The following is a 19,568-nucleotide window of genomic DNA, read 5'->3' as shown; positions in this document are numbered from 1 at the left end:
GTGTCAGGTTGCGCCGTGCGGCCGCGCCCGGCGTACTGCTTCCCAAAAACAGAGGCCTTCTCCTGTGTTGAAAGAACGACTGATTGAACTCAACCATAACCAGAAACGCTCCATTCAGATCGTGGCTGATGTGCTTCTGTTGTCACTGGCCCTCTGGCTGGCGCTGTTTCTGCGGCTGGGCGATGAGGGTTGGCTCTGGCCGGAGAATGGCCAAGGATTGCTATTCGTGCTTGCGCCGCTGCTGGCCTTGCCACTCTATGTACGCATGGGCATGTATCGCGCCGTCATGCGGCATTTCGGTAACGTTGCGCTTTATTGCATCGCCAAGGCTGTCACCCTGGGCTTCCTGGCGTTTGCTTTCACCCTGCTGGTGGCCAAGGACCTGGGTTGGAATGTGCTGTTCCCCCGTTCAGTGTATTTCTCCTACTGGGCACTGAGTCTGATCTTCATCGGTGGGTTGCGTCTGTTGGCTCGGGAATACTTCATGGGGGATTGGCTGACCGCTGGTCTGCCAAGCATCCGCTCCCGCGATGGCGAGATAGCTGGGCAGCCGGTGGCCATTTATGGCGCAGGTGCTGCGGGTACTCAGTTGCTGGCCTCGCTGAAGGTGGGGCGGATGTACAAGGCGGTGGCTTTCGTGGATGACGATCCCAAGCTGGTCGGCCGGACTATTGCTGGCCTGCCGGTGTATTCCGGAGCAGAGGTAGGCAGCATGATCACCGCAACCGGCGCGGCGGAAATGCTGCTGGCTCTGCCGTCGGCGACCCGGTCGCGGCGCCAGGAGATTCTGGCCAAGCTGCAGGGCCATGGTCTGCATGTGCGTACCATACCGGGGATCATGGACCTGGCCTGCGGCAAGGTGAAAGTGGATGACCTGCAGGAGGTGGACATCGCCGATCTGCTGGGGCGCGATCCAGTGCCGCCGGACCCATCGCTGTTCCAGCGTTGCATCAAGGGTCAGGCGGTGATGGTCACTGGCGCGGGTGGCTCGATCGGTAGCGAGCTGTGCCGCCAGATTGTTCAGTCCGAGCCAACCACCCTGGTGTTGTTCGAGCACAGCGAATATGCGCTGTATGCGATCCATGGCGAGCTGGAGGGTTGGATTCGCAGCCGCAAGCTGGACATCCAGCTGGTGCCGATCATGGGGTCGATCCGCAACTTCAGTCGGCTGCAGGATGTGATCGGTGCCTGGAAGATCAATACCATCTACCACGCCGCAGCCTACAAGCATGTGCCGATGGTGGAGCACAATATTGCCGAAGGCATCATGAACAATGTGTTCGGCACCCTGAATACCGCGCAGGCGGCGATCAAGTGCCGGGTGGAAAACTTCGTCCTTATCTCCACTGACAAGGCCGTACGCCCGACCAACGTGATGGGCTCCACCAAGCGCCTGGCGGAGCTGGTATTGCAGGCGCTGAGTGCCGAGCAGGCACCGCGCCTGTGGGGCGAGGAGGCGCAGGTCAGTCAGGTGAACCGTACACGTTTCACCATGGTTCGGTTCGGTAACGTGCTGGGTTCTTCCGGCTCGGTGATTCCGCGCTTTCGCGAGCAGATCCGCCGTGGCGGCCCGGTGACCGTGACCCACCCGGATATCACCCGTTACTTCATGACCATTCCCGAGGCCGCGCAGCTGGTAATCCAGGCGGGCGCCATGGGGCAGGGTGGTGATGTGTTCGTGCTGGATATGGGCGAGCCGGTGACCATTGTCGATCTGGCGCGCAAGATGATCATGCTGTCGGGCCTGACAGTGCGCGATGAGATCAATCCTTCGGGCGATATCGCGGTGACCTTCAGCGGACTGCGGCCGGGTGAGAAGCTGTATGAGGAGCTGCTGATCGGCGACAACCCGGAGGCGACCGCACACAGCAAGATCCACCGGGCCAATGAGATCTACATACCGTGGAACCAGTTGCTGCCGATTCTCGATACCCTGCGCCAGGCGGTACGGGATGACAATTACAACCTGGTGCGCGAAACACTGCTATCCACAGTACAGGGCTATGCACCGAGTAACGGTATTGTTGATCTGCTGTATGAACAACATTTGAAACTGGGTAGCTGAAGGGCTATCAGCGGCGTGTTCTTAAAAACCGGAGCTTCATGCTCCGGTTTTTGGTTTCTGCGATCCATAGACAAAAAATAAAATGAATGTTCATTCATGTGGTGCTAGTCTCTAATTGACTCCTGTTGGAGCCTGTGGATCAACACAAGGGATTAGAACAATGACAAAAATAGACAATCCACGGCCGCTGGCGCTCCTGCCTCTGGCAATCGGCCTTGCTTTCACACCATTGGCCCAGGCCGCGTCTTTTACCTGGGGGAATCTGGATGGGCAATTCGACAGCGAGTTGTCCATCGGTGCCAGTTGGGCTACTGCCAACCCTGATGCGGATTTCATTGATCCGTACAACGGCGGCAGAGCGGCGGCCAAAACCACCGACGATGGACGCTTGAACTTCGACAAGGGCGATGCCTTCTCGAAGATCTTCAAGGGTTCCCACGATCTGGAATTGCGTTACGGCGATTCGGGTGCCTTCTTCCGCGGCAAATACTGGTACGACTTCGAGACCAAGGACGGCGGCCAGCGCTTCTACGATATTAGTGACCGTGGTCGCGATCCGCTGCAGAAGGGCTCTGGCATCGCGCTGATGGACGCCTTTGTGTACCACAACTATTTCATCGGCAATAATCCCGGCAACATCCGGCTCGGTCGTCAGGTTGTGAGCTGGGGAGAGAGCCTGTTTATTGGCAACTCACTCAATACCATCAACCCGATCGACGTGTCCGCCTTCCGCCGGCCGGGTGCGGAAGTCAAGGAGGGGTTGATTCCGGTCGAGATGCTTTACCTTTCCCAGGGTTTGACGCAGAACCTGACGATGGAGCTCTTCTATCAGTTGAAATGGGCGCCGAGCGTGGTGGACAACTGCGGCACCTTTTTCTCCACCAGCGATACCCTGGCCAAGGGCTGTAACGACCGGCTTGGCGTTGGGGTGGACAATCCGCAGGGTAGTATGCCGTCGATCCTGTATCCGCCAACCAACCTGACCACGGACTACAACGTTCGCTATGACAAGGACCGCGAGGCGAGCGACAGTGGTCAGTATGGTATTGCCCTGCGCTGGTTCGTACCTGAGCTGCATGATACCGAGTTTGGGCTATACGCCATGAATTACCACAGCCGGGTGCCGGCGTTCTCAGTGGTCAGGGGACACGACACTGTGATACCGGGAGTGCCGGGGATCAACGGTGTCAGCGGGCCGGCGGGCTACTTTCTGGAGTATCCGGAAGATATCCAGCTGTATGGGCTGAGCTTTCAGACCAGCGTCGCTGGCTCGACGGTAGCCGGGGAAATCAGCTACCGGCCCAATTACAATCTGCAGATCAATACCTCCGACCTGAGCTTGACCGCCATCCCCGCCGGGGTGCTTGGTTATCTCTACCCTACGCCGGTATATAACGGTGAGGTAGTGACATTGCAGCCGTTGGATGAAATCAATGGCTACCGTCGCAAGGAGCTGTGGCAGGCGCAGGTATCGGTCGTGCATCTGATCGACCGGGTACTAGGCGCCAATCGCCTGAGTCTGGCAGGCGAAGTGGGCTTCAACTACATCGGCGGGCTGGAGAGCGGGCCGGGCAGTACTCGCTATGGCCGTGACCCGTTGTTCGGGCAGGGCCCGGCCATCGATGGCATATGCTACGGCCAGCGTCCGGAAAATGCCCGCTGGTGTGAGAATGAAGGCTATGTGACGCGCTCTTCTTGGGGCTATCGTGTGCGGGCAGGACTGGATTACAGCAACGTGATCGCCGGTATCAACCTGAGCCCGAACATCGCATGGTCCCACGACGTGAACGGTTATGGGCCCAACTTCATTGAAGACGCCAAGTCGGTGAGCATCGGCCTGAATGCCGATTACGCGAACCGCTATCAGGCAAGCATCAGCTATACCAACTTCTTTGATGGTAAATATAACGTAATGACAGACCGGGACTTTGCTGCGTTGAGTTTCGGTGTGAGTTTCTGACGCATTGGATGATCGCAGCAGCGATCTGGCTTGAGGGCCCTGTGGGGGCCCTCTTTTTTACACAAGTACCGAGCTTTCGGATTTGCCAAGGCCCTGCTCGCGGAAGGCGGTTGGGCTCATGCCGGTCCAGCGGCGGAAGGCACGGGTGAAACTGCTGGGATCGAGAAAGCCGAGTTCGAAGGCAATGCGCCCGAGATTGAGGCGGTGTTCCTGGATCAACTTGATAGCCAACTCCATGCGCACCTCATCCAGCAGCTTCTCATAAGTTGTGCAGGACTCACTGAGCTTGCGGCGCAGATGTCGCGGGCTGACGTTGAAGGGCGTGGCCACCAGATCTTCGGATACCTCCCGTTCAGACAGCAGGACCCGGATGCGCTGTTTTACCTGCTCGGCGAAATCCACATTGGGCAGGTCTTCGACCATGTCCGCCAGAGACGCATCCAGGCGTTTCAGCAGAAAAGCATCGCGGCTCGGCAGTGGTACCTGCAGAGCGCGACGGTTGAGGCGCACAGCGATTCGCTTGCATCCCAGGCGGACTCGGGTGCCGAGGATGTGTTCACATTCGTCGCGTCGCTTATCCATCTCATCGCCCAAACGCACCTCCATGATCAGCGGCAGGTTCCCGGTGTCCAATTCTCTCCAGGTTGCCACGCAGCGCGACACCAGCGCCTCTAACTGCAACGGGTGCGCAGCTCCCTTGGGTTCAAAATACACAGTCAGATGATACTCATCTTCCACCGAATACAGCTGCACCTGCGTGCTGAACACTTGAATAAAACGCACCAGGCGCTGCACAGCCGCGCTGGCCGTCTCACTGGAGCGACTGGCAAGGGCCAGCAATTGGGAGGTGGGACTGGAGAACGCTTGCCCCATACGCAGGGCGAAGCAATCATCTCGGCTGAGGGTGGCGGCGGCGTGCCATAGCCGGTTCATGTCGGTCTGGCTGATATGAGCCAGGCTCATGTCATCTGGTGCGTTGTATTGACGGAGATCCTCCGGCAGCTCACGTGCCTGTCTGCCGTAGGGGACTAATGCCTGGACAATACCTTTCGCCCACAATGCTCGTTCCTGCAGTCGTGCACAGGGAAGGGGAGGATGGATCTGGTTCATGCCCGATTCTCTTTGTTGTTTTTATTTTGTAACGATTTCTATCGTTGAGACATAACATAGAGCAATACCATCGATTGTGCAAAAAAACACAACAGACCATTCCGTTCTGTAAATTGATCACATTCATCCGCTGAATGTCCCGTTGGGCCAAGGTATTGGTCCGAATCAGACAAATCCGCCCAGCGGGCCGTGACAGACTTGATACCGACCCTCGGGCCCTGCGAAGGCCTGTTGGTATGGATCCAATCTAACGGAGCAGCACAATGACAAAAACAAAGCATGCTTGGGCGTTGGCCGCATTGCCCCTGGCAATCGGGCTCGCAAGTGTTACAGGCTCGGCAAATGCAGTCACTTTCAATATCGGTGAGGTGGAAGCGCAGTTTGACTCACAGCTTTCCATCGGGGCCAGCATGTCGATGTCCGATCCGGACAAGCGCTTCATCCATACGCTTACCGAAATTAATGGCGTAAACCAGGGTGGTGAGGCTGCAGCACGGACATCGGACGACGGACGTCTGAATTATGAGAAGGGGGACGTGTTTTCCAAGATTTTCAAAGGCTCCCACGATCTGGAACTGCGCTACGGTAACTCCGGCGCCTTCATCCGGGGCAACTACTGGTACGATTTCGAAACCAAAGACGGCAGCCAGGACTTCTATGATATCGATGACTCAGGTCGTCATCCCCTGCAAAAGGGTGCCGGTATTCAATTGCTGGATGCGTTCGTCTATCACAACTACGCCATTGGCAATAACCCCGGCAACGTTCGCCTCGGTCGCCAGGTAGTCAGCTGGGGTGAGGGCGTCTTCATCCAGAACGGTATCAACTCCATCAACCCAATCGATGCATCCGCCTTCCGCCGCCCGGGGGCGGAGTTGAAGGAAGGCCTGCTGCCGGTTGAGATGTTGTATCTGTCACAAGGTTTGACTGAAAACCTGACGATGGAGGCGTTTTATCAGCTGAAGTGGCATGGGACCATTGCTGATAACTGCGGTACGTTCTTCGCTGGCTCGGATGTGGTAGGGCGTGGGTGTAATGATCGTCTGGTCTTTGCCGGGCTTGATCTTCCTCAGGGCACTCAGCCTCCCGGAACTTTTATTGCGCGAAGCCAGAAGGACAGGGATGCCAGTGACAGCGGGCAGTTTGGGGTGGCGTTCCGCTGGTTCGTACCAGAACTGAACAACACCGAGTTTGGTTTTTACGCAATGAATTATCATAGCCGCGCTCCGATCTACTCGAACATTGCGGGTACGGCAGCAGTTGGCGGTCCGCCAACAATCGGCTACGACGGCAGTGTTGGGGCGGCGGGTTACTTCTTTGAGCACCCTGAAGATATCCGCTTGTATGGCGTCAGCTTCGGGACCGATGTCGGCGGTGTATCCGTGGCCGGTGAATTGAGCTATCGACCTAACATGCCGCTTCAGATCAGCTCGGGTGACTTGAGTCGTACGGCGTTGCTGGCCGCGGCCGGAGTTCCTGACAATACTCATCGCGGTTTGGAGGGAGAGCTTGCCCCTGGCGATTACATCCAGGGCTATGAGCGCAAGGGGTTCTGGCAAGCGTCCATGAGCGCGGTCCATTTTGTTGACCGTGTTCTGGGGGCGAGCCGCTTGGCTTTGATCGGTGAAGTCGGTGCCAACCATATCAGTAGCATTGGCAATGGTAATGGAGAGACCAAGTTTGGTCGCGACTCTCTCTTTGGTCAAAGTCCATACGCTGACGGCACATGCTCATCCAATTCAGGTGCAGCGGGGGAGTCTCCTCATGCAGCCAGCTGGTGTGAAAACGACGGCTTCTTCACCGACTTCTCCTGGGGCTATCGTCTGCGCGCGTCTCTGGATTACAGCAACGTAATTGCTGGTATCAACTTGACTCCGAACATCGCCTGGTCACATGACGTTGAAGGTTACAGCCCTAACTTCGTCGAGAATGCCAAATCGATCAGCGTTGGGGTGAATGCCGACTACGCCAACAAGTACAACGCCAGTCTCAGCTACACCAACTTCTTTGATGGCAAGTACAACACCTTGGTTGATCGCGATTTTGCCGCTGTCAGCTTCGGCGTAAGTTTCTAAGCAGGCTAGGAGAAAAAAATGCATATGCAGAAAACAATAATCGGTGCCTGCGGTCTGGCCCTCAGCTTGATTGCCACCAGCATTGCGGCACAAAGCCTTACCCAGTCTGAAATCGATCAATTGGGTACCACTTTGACACCCATCGGGGCGGAGAAGGCTGGTAATGCGGCAGGTACCATTCCCGAGTGGACTGGCGGTTTGCCTACCAATGCGGGACAGGACTTAGCTAACAATTTTCTGGAGAACCCGTACAAGAGCGAACAGCCTGAGTTTGTAATTACTGCGCAGAACTACCAGCAATATAAGGAGAATCTGACGCCGGGCCAGGTAGCAATGTTCGAGCGCTATCCAGAAACTTTCCGTATGCCGGTTTATCAGACTCACCGTAGCATTGGCTATCCGCAAGAGCTCTATGATCAGGTCAAGCGGACTGCCGGCCAGGCCAAGCTGGTCAACGGTGGAGATGGTGTCGAGAACGTCACTCCCGGTGCTTCCTTCGTATTCCCGGTTCCCAAGTCGGGCGCCGAAGTCATCTGGAACCACATGACGCGCTACCGTCTCAACGTGCATCGCTGGTACATGCAGGCCATGCCGCAGACCAATGGTTCTTACACACTGATCAAGCTGGAAGAAGAAGTCGGCTATCCAAACCTGATGCCCGATATCGACGCGACGTCCATGCCTAACACTTTGCTGTTCTTCAAGCAGCGGGTGAATGCGCCGGCACGACTCGCCGGTAACGTGCTGCTGGTACACGATAGTCTCGATCAGCTGAAAGAGCCACGTATGGCTTGGGTATACAACGCCGGTCAACGCCGTGTGCGCCGTGCGCCGCAGGTGGCCTACGACGGCCCGGGTACTGCATCGGACGGTATGCGTACATCGGATAACTTCTCCATGTACAACGGTGCGCCTGATCGCTACAACTGGAAGTTGGTCGGCAAGAAGGAAATCTACTTGCCGTATAACTCCGGCAGGCTGTCCGATCCCGATCTGAAATACAGTGATGTATTGAAGGCCGGTCACGTGAATCCGGAGCATACGCGTTTCGAGTTGCACCGGGTATGGGAAGTTCAGGGTGACGTGAAGCAGGGGCAGCGGCATATCTATGCGCAGCGTAACTTCTTCGTTGACGAGGACTCCTGGCAGATCGGCCTGGCGGACCACTACGACGGTCGTGGCACTTTGTGGCGCGTAGGTGAGGGTCATATTGCCTTCAACTACAAGCACAAGATCCCGGGTTACACCCTGGAAACTCTGTACGATCTGCTGGCCGGTCGCTATATCGCCCTGGGCATGTACACCGAAGAAAACTCTGCCCCGCAGTATGGCGGTACGCCTCCGACCTACAACCAGTTCACACCGGCTGCGTTGAGGGCTTCCGGCGTGCGCTGATTAGTAAGTTCGCTGGACGTTTGGGTTTAAGGGGCATCTTCGGATGCCCCTTTTTTGTGCTCGCAGCCGGTCTGGGGGCGCTCGTTACGACTGGCATCCGCAGGACGCCTCGTCGGCTGATACACTTCATGCGATACGGAGAGACTATTACCCACCGAATGAGGAACCAATATGAGCACCGGCATTTCAATTGACCACTGGTTGCAAGGCCACCCGCTGGTTCAGGACCTCGTGGCATTGAAGGAAACGGCATGGTTCAATCCGGCCGTCCAACCGGCGGACATCGCATTACCGGATGTGGGGCTTACTTGGGAAGACGTGCAGGGCGCGAGTGCTCGATTGACCCGCTTCGCACCCTATATTCGTCGGGTATTTCCACAGACCGAGGAGGCAGGCGGGATCATCGAGTCTCCTATCCAGCTCGTACCTTGGTTGCAGGAGGCGCTTGGTGAGCGTTACGGCCTGCCGCTGCCAGGCCAGCTCTGGCTGAAACTTGACAGCCATCTGCCTATCTCCGGCTCGATCAAGGCGCGCGGTGGAATATATGAAGTGCTCAAGCATGCGGAGGACCTGGCACTGAACGCAGGGCTACTGAGCCTTGATGATAACTACGCAAGGCTCGATAGCGATGCTTTTCGGTCATTCTTCCGCCAGCACCGTATCGCGGTAGGCTCCACCGGGAATCTGGGATTATCGATCGGCATCATGAGCGCGACCCTGGGGTTTGACGTGACCGTGCATATGTCGGCTGACGCACGGGAATGGAAGAAAGAGAAGCTGCGTGGCCACGGCGTGACGGTGGTGGAGTATGAGGCGGATTTCAGCGTCGCTGTGGCAGAAGGCAGAAAGCAGGCTGACGCAGATCCAGGTTGCCATTTCATTGATGATGAGAATTCCACCAGCCTGTTTCTTGGCTATGCTGTCGCCGCAGTGCGGCTGAAACCCCAACTGGAGGAAGCGGGTGTAGTGGTGGATGCTGACCACCCGCTGTTTGTCTATCTACCCTGTGGCGTTGGTGGAGGACCGGGTGGGGTAGCTTTCGGTTTGAAGCTGATGTTCGGTGATGCCGTTCACTGTATCTTCGCCGAACCCACACACTCGCCCTGCATGCTGCTGGGCGTATATACCGGCTTGCATGATGAAGTTGCGGTGCAGGATTTCGGCATCGACAACGTCACTGCCGCTGATGGTCTGGCCGTAGGGCGGCCGTCCGGCTTCGTCGGAAAGGCGATGCAGCGGCTCATTGACGGCTATTACACGATCCGGGATGAAGAGCTTTATGCCTTGCTCGCGTTGCTGGAGCAACTGGAGAACGTCCTGCTGGAGCCTTCCGCACTGGCCGGGGTCCCGGGTGTGGCGCGTGTGCTTGCCGCCGAAAACGAAGCCTATCGGCAACGTCTCCAGCTGACACCTGATCGGCTGAAGAACGCTACCCACCTGGCTTGGGCCACCGGTGGCAGTATGGTGCCGGATGACGAGATGGGGGCGTATGTGGCTAAAGGGAAAGATGCTTTGAAACAAAGGGTATAGGGGAGGAGCTGAGGTTAATAGGCATTCTTGTTCAGGAATCCCTTGAATACGGTAAGAAACACGATTTTGAGATCGAGCCAGAGGGACCAGCGGCGAATGTAGTTGAGGTCGTATTCGATGCGTTTCTGCATTTTGTCGAGGGTGTCAGTTTCGCCACGCCAGCCGTTTATCTGAGCCCAGCCGGTGATACCCGGTTTGACCTTGTGGCGCAGCATATAACCGCTGATGAGCTTGCGATATTCCTCGTTGTGGGCAATCGCGTGGGGGCGGGGACCGACAATGGACATGTCGCCGCGCAGCACATTGAGGAACTGGGGAAGTTCGTCGAGGGAGGTGCGCCGCAAGAATGCACCGAATGGGGTGATGCGGGCGTCGTTGCGCTTGGCTTGGGTAACGGTGTCACCATTTTCCATCACGGTCATGCTGCGGAATTTCCAGACCTCGATCGGTCTGCCATCCATGCCGTAGCGTTTCTGCCGGAACAGCGCTGGGCCCCGGGAGGTGAGGCGCACCCCCAAGGCGATGATCAACATGGGTACGGCAATAAGCGCCAGGATGATCAGCGACAGAACAATGTCCTCAATGCGTTTGACCAGTCGGCTGGCGCCATCCATCGGTGAGTCGAAGATGCTGATGCTGGGCAGACCGTTGATGGATTCGCTGCGCGCATGCAGCAGATCGACGATAAACACATTCGGGATCAGGTAGACCGATGCGGTGCTGTCGCTGAGCTGATCAAGCAGCCATTTGATGCGTTCTTCCGCCCCCATCGGCAAGGTGATGTAAACCTTGTCGATGTAACCCGCGCGCGCACCGTCGATGAGCGCCTGGTGATCGCCGCGTACAGGCACGAAGCCCTGTATTCTGTGCAGGTAGATCGCATCACTGGCCTCATCATCATAGAACCCGAGCAGATCAAGCCCCATCCAGGGATTGTCAACGATATTGCTGGCAAGCCGCCGGCCCAGCGAGCCCGCACCCACGATGGCGACCGTACGGGTGTTGTAACCATTTGCGCGCAAGGTGCGCATCGTCTGGCGCAGGGCGATGCGATAGCCACTGAGGATGAGTAACCCTGCAGCGAACCAGTAGACTCGGTCGCGGTCGGTGAGCAGATCATTGTGCAGCAGGAAATAATCAATGATGAACATGCCGACAAAAGCCGCGCCCCAGTTTCCTGCCACGCGCCGATGCTCACGGAAGGTCTGCTCACCCCGCCAGGATCCGTACAACTGGCTGACATCGTTGAGCAGATAGAACAGAAAAAGCGTGACCAGCAGACTGAGCATATGCTGAGGCGATCCGGGAATGTCCCGCCACATCATCACCAACAAGAGGGCCACACAAATGACCCCCAGATCCAGCCAGCGCTGAATTACTGCGAGTACAGGTTCATTGGAGCGGATGATGCCGTCTTGGTTGTTCAACATATTGAGTACATTCCAATTGCGTCGTTATGTGATTTCCCGCAGATTCCGAGCCGGGGGAAGCGTCGGGCGGTCGGAGTGCGGAGTCCGTTCGGCAGTTCGGGTGGATATGGCTCAGGTCGGGTCCTGGAGTTGAAGCTGAGCAAACAACGCATCCCAGCAGGTGGTGACGGTCGCCAAGGAGAAGTATTTTCTTGCGGATCTGAGGATCGTTTCGGCCGGCAGATGGACTTGTTGTTTGAGTGCCAAGCCGATGGATTCGACCTCATCGACAACGGTCAGTCCTTCCACGTCCAGTTCGCGCTGTACCCAGTTGAAGAACGGCGTCTTTACGGCGATGACCGGTGTGCCAAGACTCAATGCGTAGAAGAAACTGCCGCTGACGATCATGTCGTTATCGGCATGAGACAGAATCAGGCCGCGCGCGGTGCCCACCAGGTGTTGGGCCTCGTCTTCCGATAGGAAACGGGAAATGAATTCGATGTTCTTGCCTTCGGCGATTGTCTGGAGTTTGCGAAAGTAGGGTGGGTCATCGCAGGGGCCGGCGATGATCAGTTGTTCATCAGCGGGGAAGTGGCGGATCAGTTGTTCAATGTTCTTGTAGGGCATGACTCGTCCGAAAACGATGAAATGGTCGCCTTTGGTCGCCAGGGGGTGCTCCTGATAGAGCGGATGGGGAACGTAGTACTTGTCGGTGAAGTGGCCACTGTGGGTGGCGGTCGTGGAGTAAAAGTGCTCGGATAGATCAATTATTCGGGTCAGGGTGTTGGCGGACCGACTGCGGGCGTGGTGCGGATAGGTATTGTGACGCAGGTAGATCAGTCTTCGGCAGAATATCCGGAAGGAGAGAATCTGCATGAAATACGCCAGCACACCGGCCCAGGAGGGCCTGCCGGTAGCCGGGTTGGCGATCTTGTATTCCAGCCAGTTGACGATGATCACGTCGAAGAAGCCGGGGCGAAACTTCAGTAGCCGCCACAGGGATTTGGTGGAAGGCGACAATGGATAAACCTGACCCAGTTCGGCCAGTGCCTCCTGGGTGCGTTGTACGTAGGCGTTGCCCTCCGCATGCCCAGGAACATAGCCGATTCTCAGCCGGCGAGCCGTGTTATTCGTCAAATGGTACTCCTTCTTTGAGCATCCGGTTTCCGGTCTCGTGACCGGGGCAGTTGCTCTTGGGCGGGAGCGCAATGCGTCACAGACTGTTCGAATCATTGGGGGGGGCTCGTTGAGTGAGCGAAGATGGAATCAGGACAGGATCAGTTGGATTCGCCGCTTGGCCAGTCCCAGCAGCCGGCGCGGCAGCGACGCTGCGTTGTACTTTTCATACCGTTGCACCAGCGGGGTGATTCGGTCGATGAAGAGCGCCAGCGAACCCTGCTCCCTGGCTTCGGCAAACAACTCGTGGCTGGCCCGGGATAGTTCGCGGCGACGACGGATGAGTTCGCGGCGACGGTTGCCGACCACATTGTGGTCCGGCGTGACGCGCTTGTTGGGAACCCAGTGTCCGGCATTCTGGTCATCGGCCAGGCGCAGTGCGAGACCTTCATGACGGTGACGGAAGTTGCCTGCCTGGGAACTGGCAGCCTGGGCTACCGAGAGAGACTGAATGAAGAGTTCACCGGTCGCCGCGCCATCATCAATCAACTGCTGGATCAATGCATTGCGGCACAACAGAAGGTTGGTGCCACGCCAATCGGACCGGTACTGGGGTAGCCAGGCGTCACCGAGTACCAGGTCGGCGGTCTCGGCAAAAATGTCGTCGCAATAGTTGCAGGCATTGAGCTGGAACATGCCGTGTCCCCAGTTACCACCCAGCAGTTGGCTGGTGGGGCGCGTGGTCCACTCGCTGATGTCCTTGCCGGCCCGCGCACCGAAACTGTAGCGCCCCGCATCCTGTCCGGGCTGCTTCACCCGAAAATCGACAGCGGTCAGCTCATCGGGGCTGATCCCGCATTGCCAGGCCAGCAGCTCGGCAAAGGCGGCGGATTTGAGGTGGCCACAGACCAGGCCGATGAAACAGGCCAGTTGCGAAGCTAGCACTGGGTCTTCCATACACAGCAACCGCGCACTCTTGATGAAACAGGGCACGCCCACCAGGGCGTAGCGCTGGCCGTCACCGTGGATGCTCTGCAAGGCGGTATTGAAGCTGGTCGAGTAATAGATGGATTTGCGCCGTGCGGTCAGTTCCTGACGGCTGCGGGAGATGCGATAGGAAAACAGCCCATCACCGCCCTGGCCGACATGGATAACCCCGTCTATATGCCCTGACTCGAGCAGTTTTATCAGGATCCAGCTGGTCAGGCCGCCGGAGCTACTGCCGCGCAGGTAATCATCGTCTGTAGTCCGGGCGGCGGCGATGCTGAGGTACTTGCCGGTGCGCGGATCATTCTTGAGCTCGGCCGGGAAGACCGCCGCGGCGATGTCATCTTCATTCCGGGATTCATTGCTGAACGGGCAAACGCGACTGGCCGTGGCCAGGCTGCGGGGCCGGGCATGTGACAGGTCGGCGCTGTAATAACCAAGCGTGTTGCGTCGAACCTGGATTTCACCACGGGTGATGAACTGGCAAGCGCCGCAGCCCACACAGATATCCCGTTGGACTACCTGCTCAATCGTAGGCACAGGACAATTCCTTCTGGTTGACGATGTCTTGTTGGGGGCTATCGAAATTGCGGCTGGCCAGCCTGCGGACGGCAGGCAGCTTGCTATGTAGATGTTGGCGCAGGTCATCCGGGCGCGACAGAATCTGCTGGGCGACGGTGATAACGCGATCGGCGAAGTCGGGCTGCGGTTCAATGCACAGGAATTCCGCACCGAACAATCGCATCATGCCCTCGACCTTGCCCTGCGTCGTCAGAGTAATAGCTGGCACACCGCTATACAGCGACATGATCGCCAGATGCATACGTCCGGTGACGGTCAGCGTTGCGCTGGCGGTCAGGCCGCGTATTTCTGAAGGAGAGAGCAACTGGTCGACCAGAACGACCTGCGGGTCCTTGAGGGCCTGATGGATCGCCTGACAGACCGGCAGGTCATCGCCGCCGGGGCGGGAGACATGGGGTAGCAGTATTACCTGCAGCCCTTGGTGCTGCAGTTCGCGAATAATGCGCACGTAGCCGTCGATCTGTCCCTGTGTTCGGCCAATCAGGCCGCTGGCATTGACCAGTGCATAGTCGCAGTGGGCCGGCAGGGAATACAGCAACCGCGAGGCCGTTGCGAAGTTGACGGTACGGGCGGCGAATACGATGTCCGCAACTTCGGTGACATTGGCCAGACCGTCGGCGCGGGCGCGTTCGGCGGATAACGGATCGCGAAGGCACAGCTGGACACCGGCTGCGGTGGCGCGCCGCAAGGCGGTCACCGCCTGGGGGTGTGCCTGCCCATTCCAGCTGAAGCCGAGAATACGCACGGCAACCCCGGCCTGGGCCGCTAGCCAGGCAATGTTGGCGCGATTGGTGGAAGCCTGCCAGTTATAGGCGCCATCCATGATGTCGGCACCGGTAATGGCCAGTGACTGGGCTCGTCCGAGCAACCGGCGAAATACTCCGATGCTGCGCACATGCGGGATAAGATGCCCGTAAATGAGCCCTGGCAGGACGATCACCCGGGTTCGCTCGATATGCTGGTCGGGAACAATGATGTCCTGCTGCCCGTGGCAGATGATGCGGATATCACCCGGGGTGTTCTCCAGATAGGCCTCGATCATGGCCTGATCGCCGATATTTCCAGCACCAGGCGGCGCGATCAGCAGGCTGAAGGTGGAGCGCTGATTGGTTGCCGGCCCGACTGTGAATAGCAGCCGATCGATGAAAAGCAGCAGGCGTGGATGCCCGAGGGCCGCTCTGATTCGTTTTTTCATGATTGTCCCGCAGGTAAAGTTGGAGTGGTCAAGGTTGGGACGGGCGCCCTGCACGTAATAGGGTGCTGGAACTGAGCACTTGCAGCAGGCTGCCTCGGAAAGGTGGCCAACTCAGGCCGAGCGTCAGGACGGCGCCGACCATGGCTGCGCTACCGATCAGCAACTGTAGGGGTAGCGATGAGCCCCAGCGGTCGGCGCTGTACCAGGCGAACCCGGCGCTGAGCGCGTAACCGCTGATGATGATCAGGCCATTGCGCAGCATGGCGCCGACCGGGGCGCCGGAGTGCCGCAGAAAGAACAAGCCCCAGAGCCACAGCACGCCCATGCCGCTGGCGACGGTAATCGCCACGCCCGATACGCCCCAGAGTGCCCCGAGAAAGATGAAAACGATCATTACTGGTCGGGATATCAGGGTGAAACGCAGATGCAGTGGCGTCAGGCCCTTGGACAGGAACACCCAATAGCTGGCATAGCTGGCGGCTTGGAAGATGCCCGCTACCGCCAGAATACGAAATACCGGCACCGCCTCCTGCCACTGCGGCCCCAGCACCAACAGAATGAGCGGTTCGGCCAAGGCAGCGGCAAATGCCAATACACAAACGATCAGATGCAGCATCAGGGTCTGACCATGCAGCAGAAACTGGTCATAGCGCGTCGGTTGTTGTTGCAGGCGAGACAGCACGGGCAGGGCGATGGTGGTAGCGGGTGCGTTAATCTGATTCAGCGGCAACATGGAAAGCTGGTAGGACTTGCTGTACAGCCCCAGGGCCTCTGCGCCGAAGCGATAGCCGATAATCAGGCTGTCGAGGTTGCGCGTGGCATAGCCGATCAACTGCGTACCCATCAGATTGCAGCCGTAACGCAGCAGGCCTGCCATTGGGGCGCTGCGGCACGGCAGGCCGGGCAGCCAGCGTGCCGCAAGCACCAATGTCACCAGCGTGGCTGCGGACAAGGCCAGTTGCTGACCGACCAGCGCCCAATACTGGTAACCCTCGATGGCCATGAACAGCCCTACCGCCAGCCCGGCGGCCATGCCGAGAATATCGATTATGGCCAGCGTGCCGAAGGACATCCCCCGATTGAGTTGGGCCCGGTATTGGGTAGCGATGCCATTCAACAGGAAGGTGATGGCCAGGATACGAGCGATAGGGATTAGCCGGGACTCATCGTAGAAGGCGGCGAGCACCGGGGCGATGGTAAAAAGCGTCAGAGCGAGGATCACACCGATTGCCGAGTTGATCCAGAACAGGTTGCTGCGTTGCTCGACGGACAGGCTCCGCGTCTGAATCGCCGCGGACGACAGGCCGAAGTCACGAAGCACCTCGCCAATGCCGGTCAGCACCACCACCATGGCCATCAAGCCATAATCGTTGGGCGACAGCAGGCGCGCGAGGATCACGATGCCGCAGAACTGCAGCATGATCTTCACACCTTGGCCGCCCATGGTGAGTATGGCGCCTCGGGCAGCAATGCTGCCGAGGCTTCGAGCAGGAGAGGGTGTCGTTGTCGATGCGCGATCACTCATTTGAGGTGGGTCACCGCTCGGGTGTCGACGGCAGCCTTTTCGACGCGACCGTAACGGTCCTCGAAGCGCACGATATCGTCTTCGCCCAGATAGGACCCGGACTGCACCTCGATCAGCTGCAAATCGATGACGCCGGGGTTCTCCAGAGTATGGATCTGGCCGACCGGGATATAGGAGGACTGGTTCTCGGTCACCAGATAGGTCTTGTCACCGTTGGTCACTTTGGCTGTGCCGCAGACCACGATCCAATGCTCGGCCCGATGATGGTGCATCTGCAAGGACAACTTGGCGCCGGGCTTTACGGTGATGTGCTTGACCTGATAGCGGTGACCATGGTCGATGGAATCATAGACTCCCCAGGGCCGATAGACTTCGCGGTGGCTGATGGTTTCCTGACGGCCGGTGGTCTTGAGTTGCTCGACCAGGGCCTTCACATCCTGGCTCCGGTCCTTATGGGCGACCAGCACTGCATCCTTGGTTTCGATAATGATCAGATCATCGACCCCCAGCGTAGCGACCAGACGATGCTCGGCCCGGACCAGGGTATTATGCGAGTCATGTGCCAGGGTATCCCCCTGGGTGGCATTGCCATTCGCGTCCTTGGTACTGGTCTCCCATAATGCCGACCAGGAACCAATATCGCTCCAGCCAGCTTCCAGGCTTACCACCACCGCATCAGCGGTGTTTTCCATCACGGCGTAATCGATGGATTCATCGGGACACCCAGCGAAGGCGTCGGCATCTACCCGGGTGAACAACAGGTCATAGGCATTGGCCAATGCGGCCTGCTGGCAGGCGGTAAGGATATCCGGGCGGTGCTCGGCAAGTTCTTCAAGATAACGCGAGGAGCGGAACAGAAACATTCCGCTGTTCCAGAGATACTGCCCCGAGCTCACATAATCACTGGCGGTAGCAGCGTCGGGCTTTTCCACGAAGCGATTGACGGCAAACGCTCTGTCGCCCATTCGTTCGCCCAGCTGAATATACCCATAGCCGGTTTCTGCCGCAGTGGGCACTATACCGAAAGTGACCAGCTTGCCGGCTTCGGCCAGGGGAATGGCAGCTTCCAGGCTGGCATGGAACGCGTTGGTATCGGCGATCTGATGGTCGGCCGGCAGGATCAGCAGCAACGGGTCCTGGCCGATGGTGTGCAGTTTGATCGCTGCCAGGGCGATGGCGGGTGCGGTATTGCGCCCGCAGGGTTCCAGGATGATGCGGGTGTCATCCATGCCCAGTTGCTTCAGCTGGGTTGCCGCGAGAAAACGATGCTGTTCATTGCAGATGAGCAAAGGCTGCGAGCAGGCCAGGCCATCAAGTCGTTTGATGGTCGCCTGCAGCATGGTCAACTGCGGCTCGGTCAAGGGCAGAAACTGCTTGGGGTTGAGCTGGCGTGACAGAGGCCAGAGTCGGGAGCCGGAACCGCCGGCCATTATGACGGGCTGCAACATGGTCATACTCCTGCAAGGGTTAAGGTGGAGTTCGGTTGGAACTCCTGGATGGCTGCATCCACGGTCTGGGAGAACCGTTCGTGGAACAGCTCAATGGAAAAGTTTTCCGCTTGTTCGCGGCAGTTTTCGGGACGGATACCATGGCCAATGGTTTCGAACCGCTCGACCGCCTGGATCAGTGATTCGGTGGTCTGCTGGGGAAAGAACAGGCCGGTCCTGCCGTCGATCACGGTTTCCAGTGCGCCGCCCTTGCCGTAGGCAATGACCGGTGTGCCGCAAGCCATTGCCTCGACCGGCGTGATGCCAAAATCCTCCTCTGCGGCGAACACGAATGCCTTGGCTCGTTGCATGTAGTGGCGCATCTGTGGGAAGGGCAGGAAGCCGGTGACCCTTATGTTGGCGCTGCCGGCAGCGACCGCACGGACCTTGTCGAGGTCCGGCCCGTCACCGATGATCACCAGCTGCTGGTTGGGCATCTGCCGAAAGGCCTGGGCGATCAGGTCCATGCGCTTATAGGGCACCATGCGCGATGCCGCGACATAGAAGTTCTGCTTGTCCCGCTCAAGATTGAAGTCGGTGATGTTTACTGGCGGATACACCACCTCGGCTGGCCGCCGATAGCACTTCTGCACCCGCCGGGCAATGAATTCGGAGTTGGCGATGAAGGCGTTGACACCCAGCGAGGACCGCGCATCGAAGTTGCGGATGTAATGCAGCGACCAGCGCGCGATCCAGTTCTTCAGACCTCTGCTCAGCCCCGACTGCAATAGATACTGGTGTTGCAGGTCCCAGGCATAACGCACTGGAGAATGGATATAGCAGATATGCAGTTGGTCCGGCCCGGTCAGTACCCCCTTGGCGACCGCGTGGGAACTGGAAATGATCAGGTCATAGTTGCTCAGATCGAACTGTTCAATAGCCAGCGGCATGAGCGGCAGATAGCTGCGGTAACGCGTTCGGGCGAAAGGCATGCGCTGGAGAAAGGAGGTGGTTGCCTGTTTACCATTGAGAAATGCCCGCTGATCGTCCTCTAGAAAGTCGATCAGGGAATACAGGTCAGCCTCGGGGTAGAGCCGCAAAATCTGCTCGACCACGCGTTCTGCACCGGAGTAAACGGTAAGCCAGTCGACGACAATGGCAACTTTCATGGTGAGTTCCTTGTTGAGATGAG

At 58.1% G+C, this 19,568-nt stretch carries 13 protein-coding genes; 5 read left to right on the top strand and 8 right to left on the bottom strand.

Annotation, left to right across the window (positions count from 1 at the left end; genetic code table 11):
- The first annotated feature begins 64 nt into the window (after nt 1-64).
- Together DHB74_RS07395 and DHB74_RS07390 are read left to right on the top strand one after the other, a co-directional pair.
- Complete coding sequence (locus DHB74_RS07395; RefSeq protein WP_499161129.1) at nt 65-2,065, top strand: polysaccharide biosynthesis protein; 2,001 nt, start codon at nt 65-67, stop codon at nt 2,063-2,065.
- A 160-nt stretch (nt 2,066-2,225) separates the two neighbouring features.
- Complete coding sequence (locus DHB74_RS07390) at nt 2,226-4,025, top strand: DUF1302 domain-containing protein (RefSeq protein WP_499161128.1); 1,800 nt, start codon at nt 2,226-2,228, stop codon at nt 4,023-4,025.
- A gap of 57 nt (nt 4,026-4,082) precedes the next feature.
- On the opposite strand, the gene DHB74_RS07385 is transcribed toward DHB74_RS07390, so the two are convergent.
- Nucleotides 4,083-5,135, bottom strand: coding sequence for an AraC family transcriptional regulator (locus DHB74_RS07385; protein WP_083392497.1), 1,053 nt, complete (start codon nt 5,133-5,135; stop codon nt 4,083-4,085).
- A 263-nt stretch (nt 5,136-5,398) separates the two neighbouring features.
- Between DHB74_RS07385 and DHB74_RS07380 the strand changes: the two genes are divergently transcribed.
- The 3 genes from DHB74_RS07380 (at nt 5,399) to dsdA (ending at nt 10,135) form a co-directional block, all read left to right on the top strand.
- The gene (locus DHB74_RS07380) at nt 5,399-7,210 is read left to right on the top strand and encodes a DUF1302 domain-containing protein (protein ID WP_036992483.1); all 1,812 of its coding nucleotides are present in this window, start codon (nt 5,399-5,401) and stop codon (nt 7,208-7,210) included.
- A gap of 24 nt (nt 7,211-7,234) precedes the next feature.
- A complete protein-coding gene (locus DHB74_RS07375) occupies nt 7,235-8,605 on the top strand; it encodes a DUF1329 domain-containing protein (protein ID WP_036992633.1) in 1,371 nt (456 codons plus the stop codon).
- Between the two features lie 171 nt (nt 8,606-8,776).
- Nucleotides 8,777-10,135, top strand: a complete 1,359-nt coding sequence (dsdA, locus tag DHB74_RS07370; RefSeq protein ID WP_499161127.1) for a D-serine ammonia-lyase — start codon at nt 8,777-8,779, stop codon at nt 10,133-10,135.
- A gap of 14 nt (nt 10,136-10,149) precedes the next feature.
- Here the strand turns inward: dsdA and DHB74_RS07365 are convergent, their stop codons facing one another.
- The 7 genes from DHB74_RS07365 to DHB74_RS07335 all read right to left on the bottom strand — a co-directional run bounded on the left by DHB74_RS07365 (nt 10,150) and on the right by DHB74_RS07335 (nt 19,545).
- On the bottom strand, nt 10,150-11,565 hold the full coding sequence (locus tag DHB74_RS07365; protein ID WP_074780022.1) for an undecaprenyl-phosphate glucose phosphotransferase: 1,416 nt from the start codon (nt 11,563-11,565) through the stop codon (nt 10,150-10,152).
- A 111-nt stretch (nt 11,566-11,676) separates the two neighbouring features.
- The gene (locus DHB74_RS07360) at nt 11,677-12,681 is read right to left on the bottom strand and encodes a glycosyltransferase family protein (protein ID WP_499161126.1); all 1,005 of its coding nucleotides are present in this window, start codon (nt 12,679-12,681) and stop codon (nt 11,677-11,679) included.
- Between the two features lie 129 nt (nt 12,682-12,810).
- Nucleotides 12,811-14,187, bottom strand: a complete 1,377-nt coding sequence (locus DHB74_RS07355; protein ID WP_499161125.1) for a Coenzyme F420 hydrogenase/dehydrogenase, beta subunit C-terminal domain — start codon at nt 14,185-14,187, stop codon at nt 12,811-12,813.
- Nucleotides 14,174-15,424, bottom strand: a complete 1,251-nt coding sequence (locus tag DHB74_RS07350) for a polysaccharide pyruvyl transferase family protein (protein WP_499161124.1) — start codon at nt 15,422-15,424, stop codon at nt 14,174-14,176. The genes DHB74_RS07355 and DHB74_RS07350 overlap by 14 nt, the downstream gene beginning before the upstream one ends.
- A 28-nt stretch (nt 15,425-15,452) precedes the next feature.
- A complete protein-coding gene (locus tag DHB74_RS07345) occupies nt 15,453-16,949 on the bottom strand; it encodes a lipopolysaccharide biosynthesis protein (protein WP_499161123.1) in 1,497 nt (498 codons plus the stop codon).
- Complete coding sequence (locus tag DHB74_RS07340; protein ID WP_074780011.1) at nt 16,946-18,397, bottom strand: mannose-1-phosphate guanylyltransferase/mannose-6-phosphate isomerase; 1,452 nt, start codon at nt 18,395-18,397, stop codon at nt 16,946-16,948. Before DHB74_RS07340 ends, DHB74_RS07345 begins: the two co-directional genes overlap by 4 nt.
- A gap of 2 nt (nt 18,398-18,399) precedes the next feature.
- The gene (locus DHB74_RS07335) at nt 18,400-19,545 is read right to left on the bottom strand and encodes a glycosyltransferase family 4 protein (protein ID WP_074780009.1); all 1,146 of its coding nucleotides are present in this window, start codon (nt 19,543-19,545) and stop codon (nt 18,400-18,402) included.
- Between the last annotated feature and the right edge of the window lie 23 nt (nt 19,546-19,568).

The sequence above is a fragment of the Pseudomonas sp. G11-1 genome, from assembly GCF_024031555.1.
Taxonomy (GTDB): domain Bacteria; phylum Pseudomonadota; class Gammaproteobacteria; order Pseudomonadales; family Pseudomonadaceae; genus Halopseudomonas; species Halopseudomonas bauzanensis.
This window is presented reverse-complemented; position numbering and strand designations above follow the sequence as displayed.

Bases quoted from the DNA above. Each gene is read 5' to 3' on its own strand.
- DHB74_RS07350 (WP_499161124.1), bottom strand. From the start codon at position 15,424: ATGAAAAAACGAATCAGAGCGGCCCTCGGGCATCCACGCCTGCTGCTT.
- DHB74_RS07375 (WP_036992633.1), top strand. From the start codon at position 7,235: ATGCAGAAAACAATAATCGGTGCCTGCGGTCTGGCCCTCAGCTTGATT.
- DHB74_RS07340 (WP_074780011.1), bottom strand. From the start codon at position 18,397: ATGTTGCAGCCCGTCATAATGGCCGGCGGTTCCGGCTCCCGACTCTGG.
- DHB74_RS07390 (WP_499161128.1), top strand. From the start codon at position 2,226: ATGACAAAAATAGACAATCCACGGCCGCTGGCGCTCCTGCCTCTGGCA.
- DHB74_RS07345 (WP_499161123.1), bottom strand. From the start codon at position 16,949: ATGAGTGATCGCGCATCGACAACGACACCCTCTCCTGCTCGAAGCCTC.
- dsdA (WP_499161127.1), top strand. From the start codon at position 8,777: ATGAGCACCGGCATTTCAATTGACCACTGGTTGCAAGGCCACCCGCTG.
- DHB74_RS07380 (WP_036992483.1), top strand. From the start codon at position 5,399: ATGACAAAAACAAAGCATGCTTGGGCGTTGGCCGCATTGCCCCTGGCA.
- DHB74_RS07335 (WP_074780009.1), bottom strand. From the start codon at position 19,545: ATGAAAGTTGCCATTGTCGTCGACTGGCTTACCGTTTACTCCGGTGCA.
- DHB74_RS07365 (WP_074780022.1), bottom strand. From the start codon at position 11,565: ATGTTGAACAACCAAGACGGCATCATCCGCTCCAATGAACCTGTACTC.
- DHB74_RS07385 (WP_083392497.1), bottom strand. From the start codon at position 5,135: ATGAACCAGATCCATCCTCCCCTTCCCTGTGCACGACTGCAGGAACGA.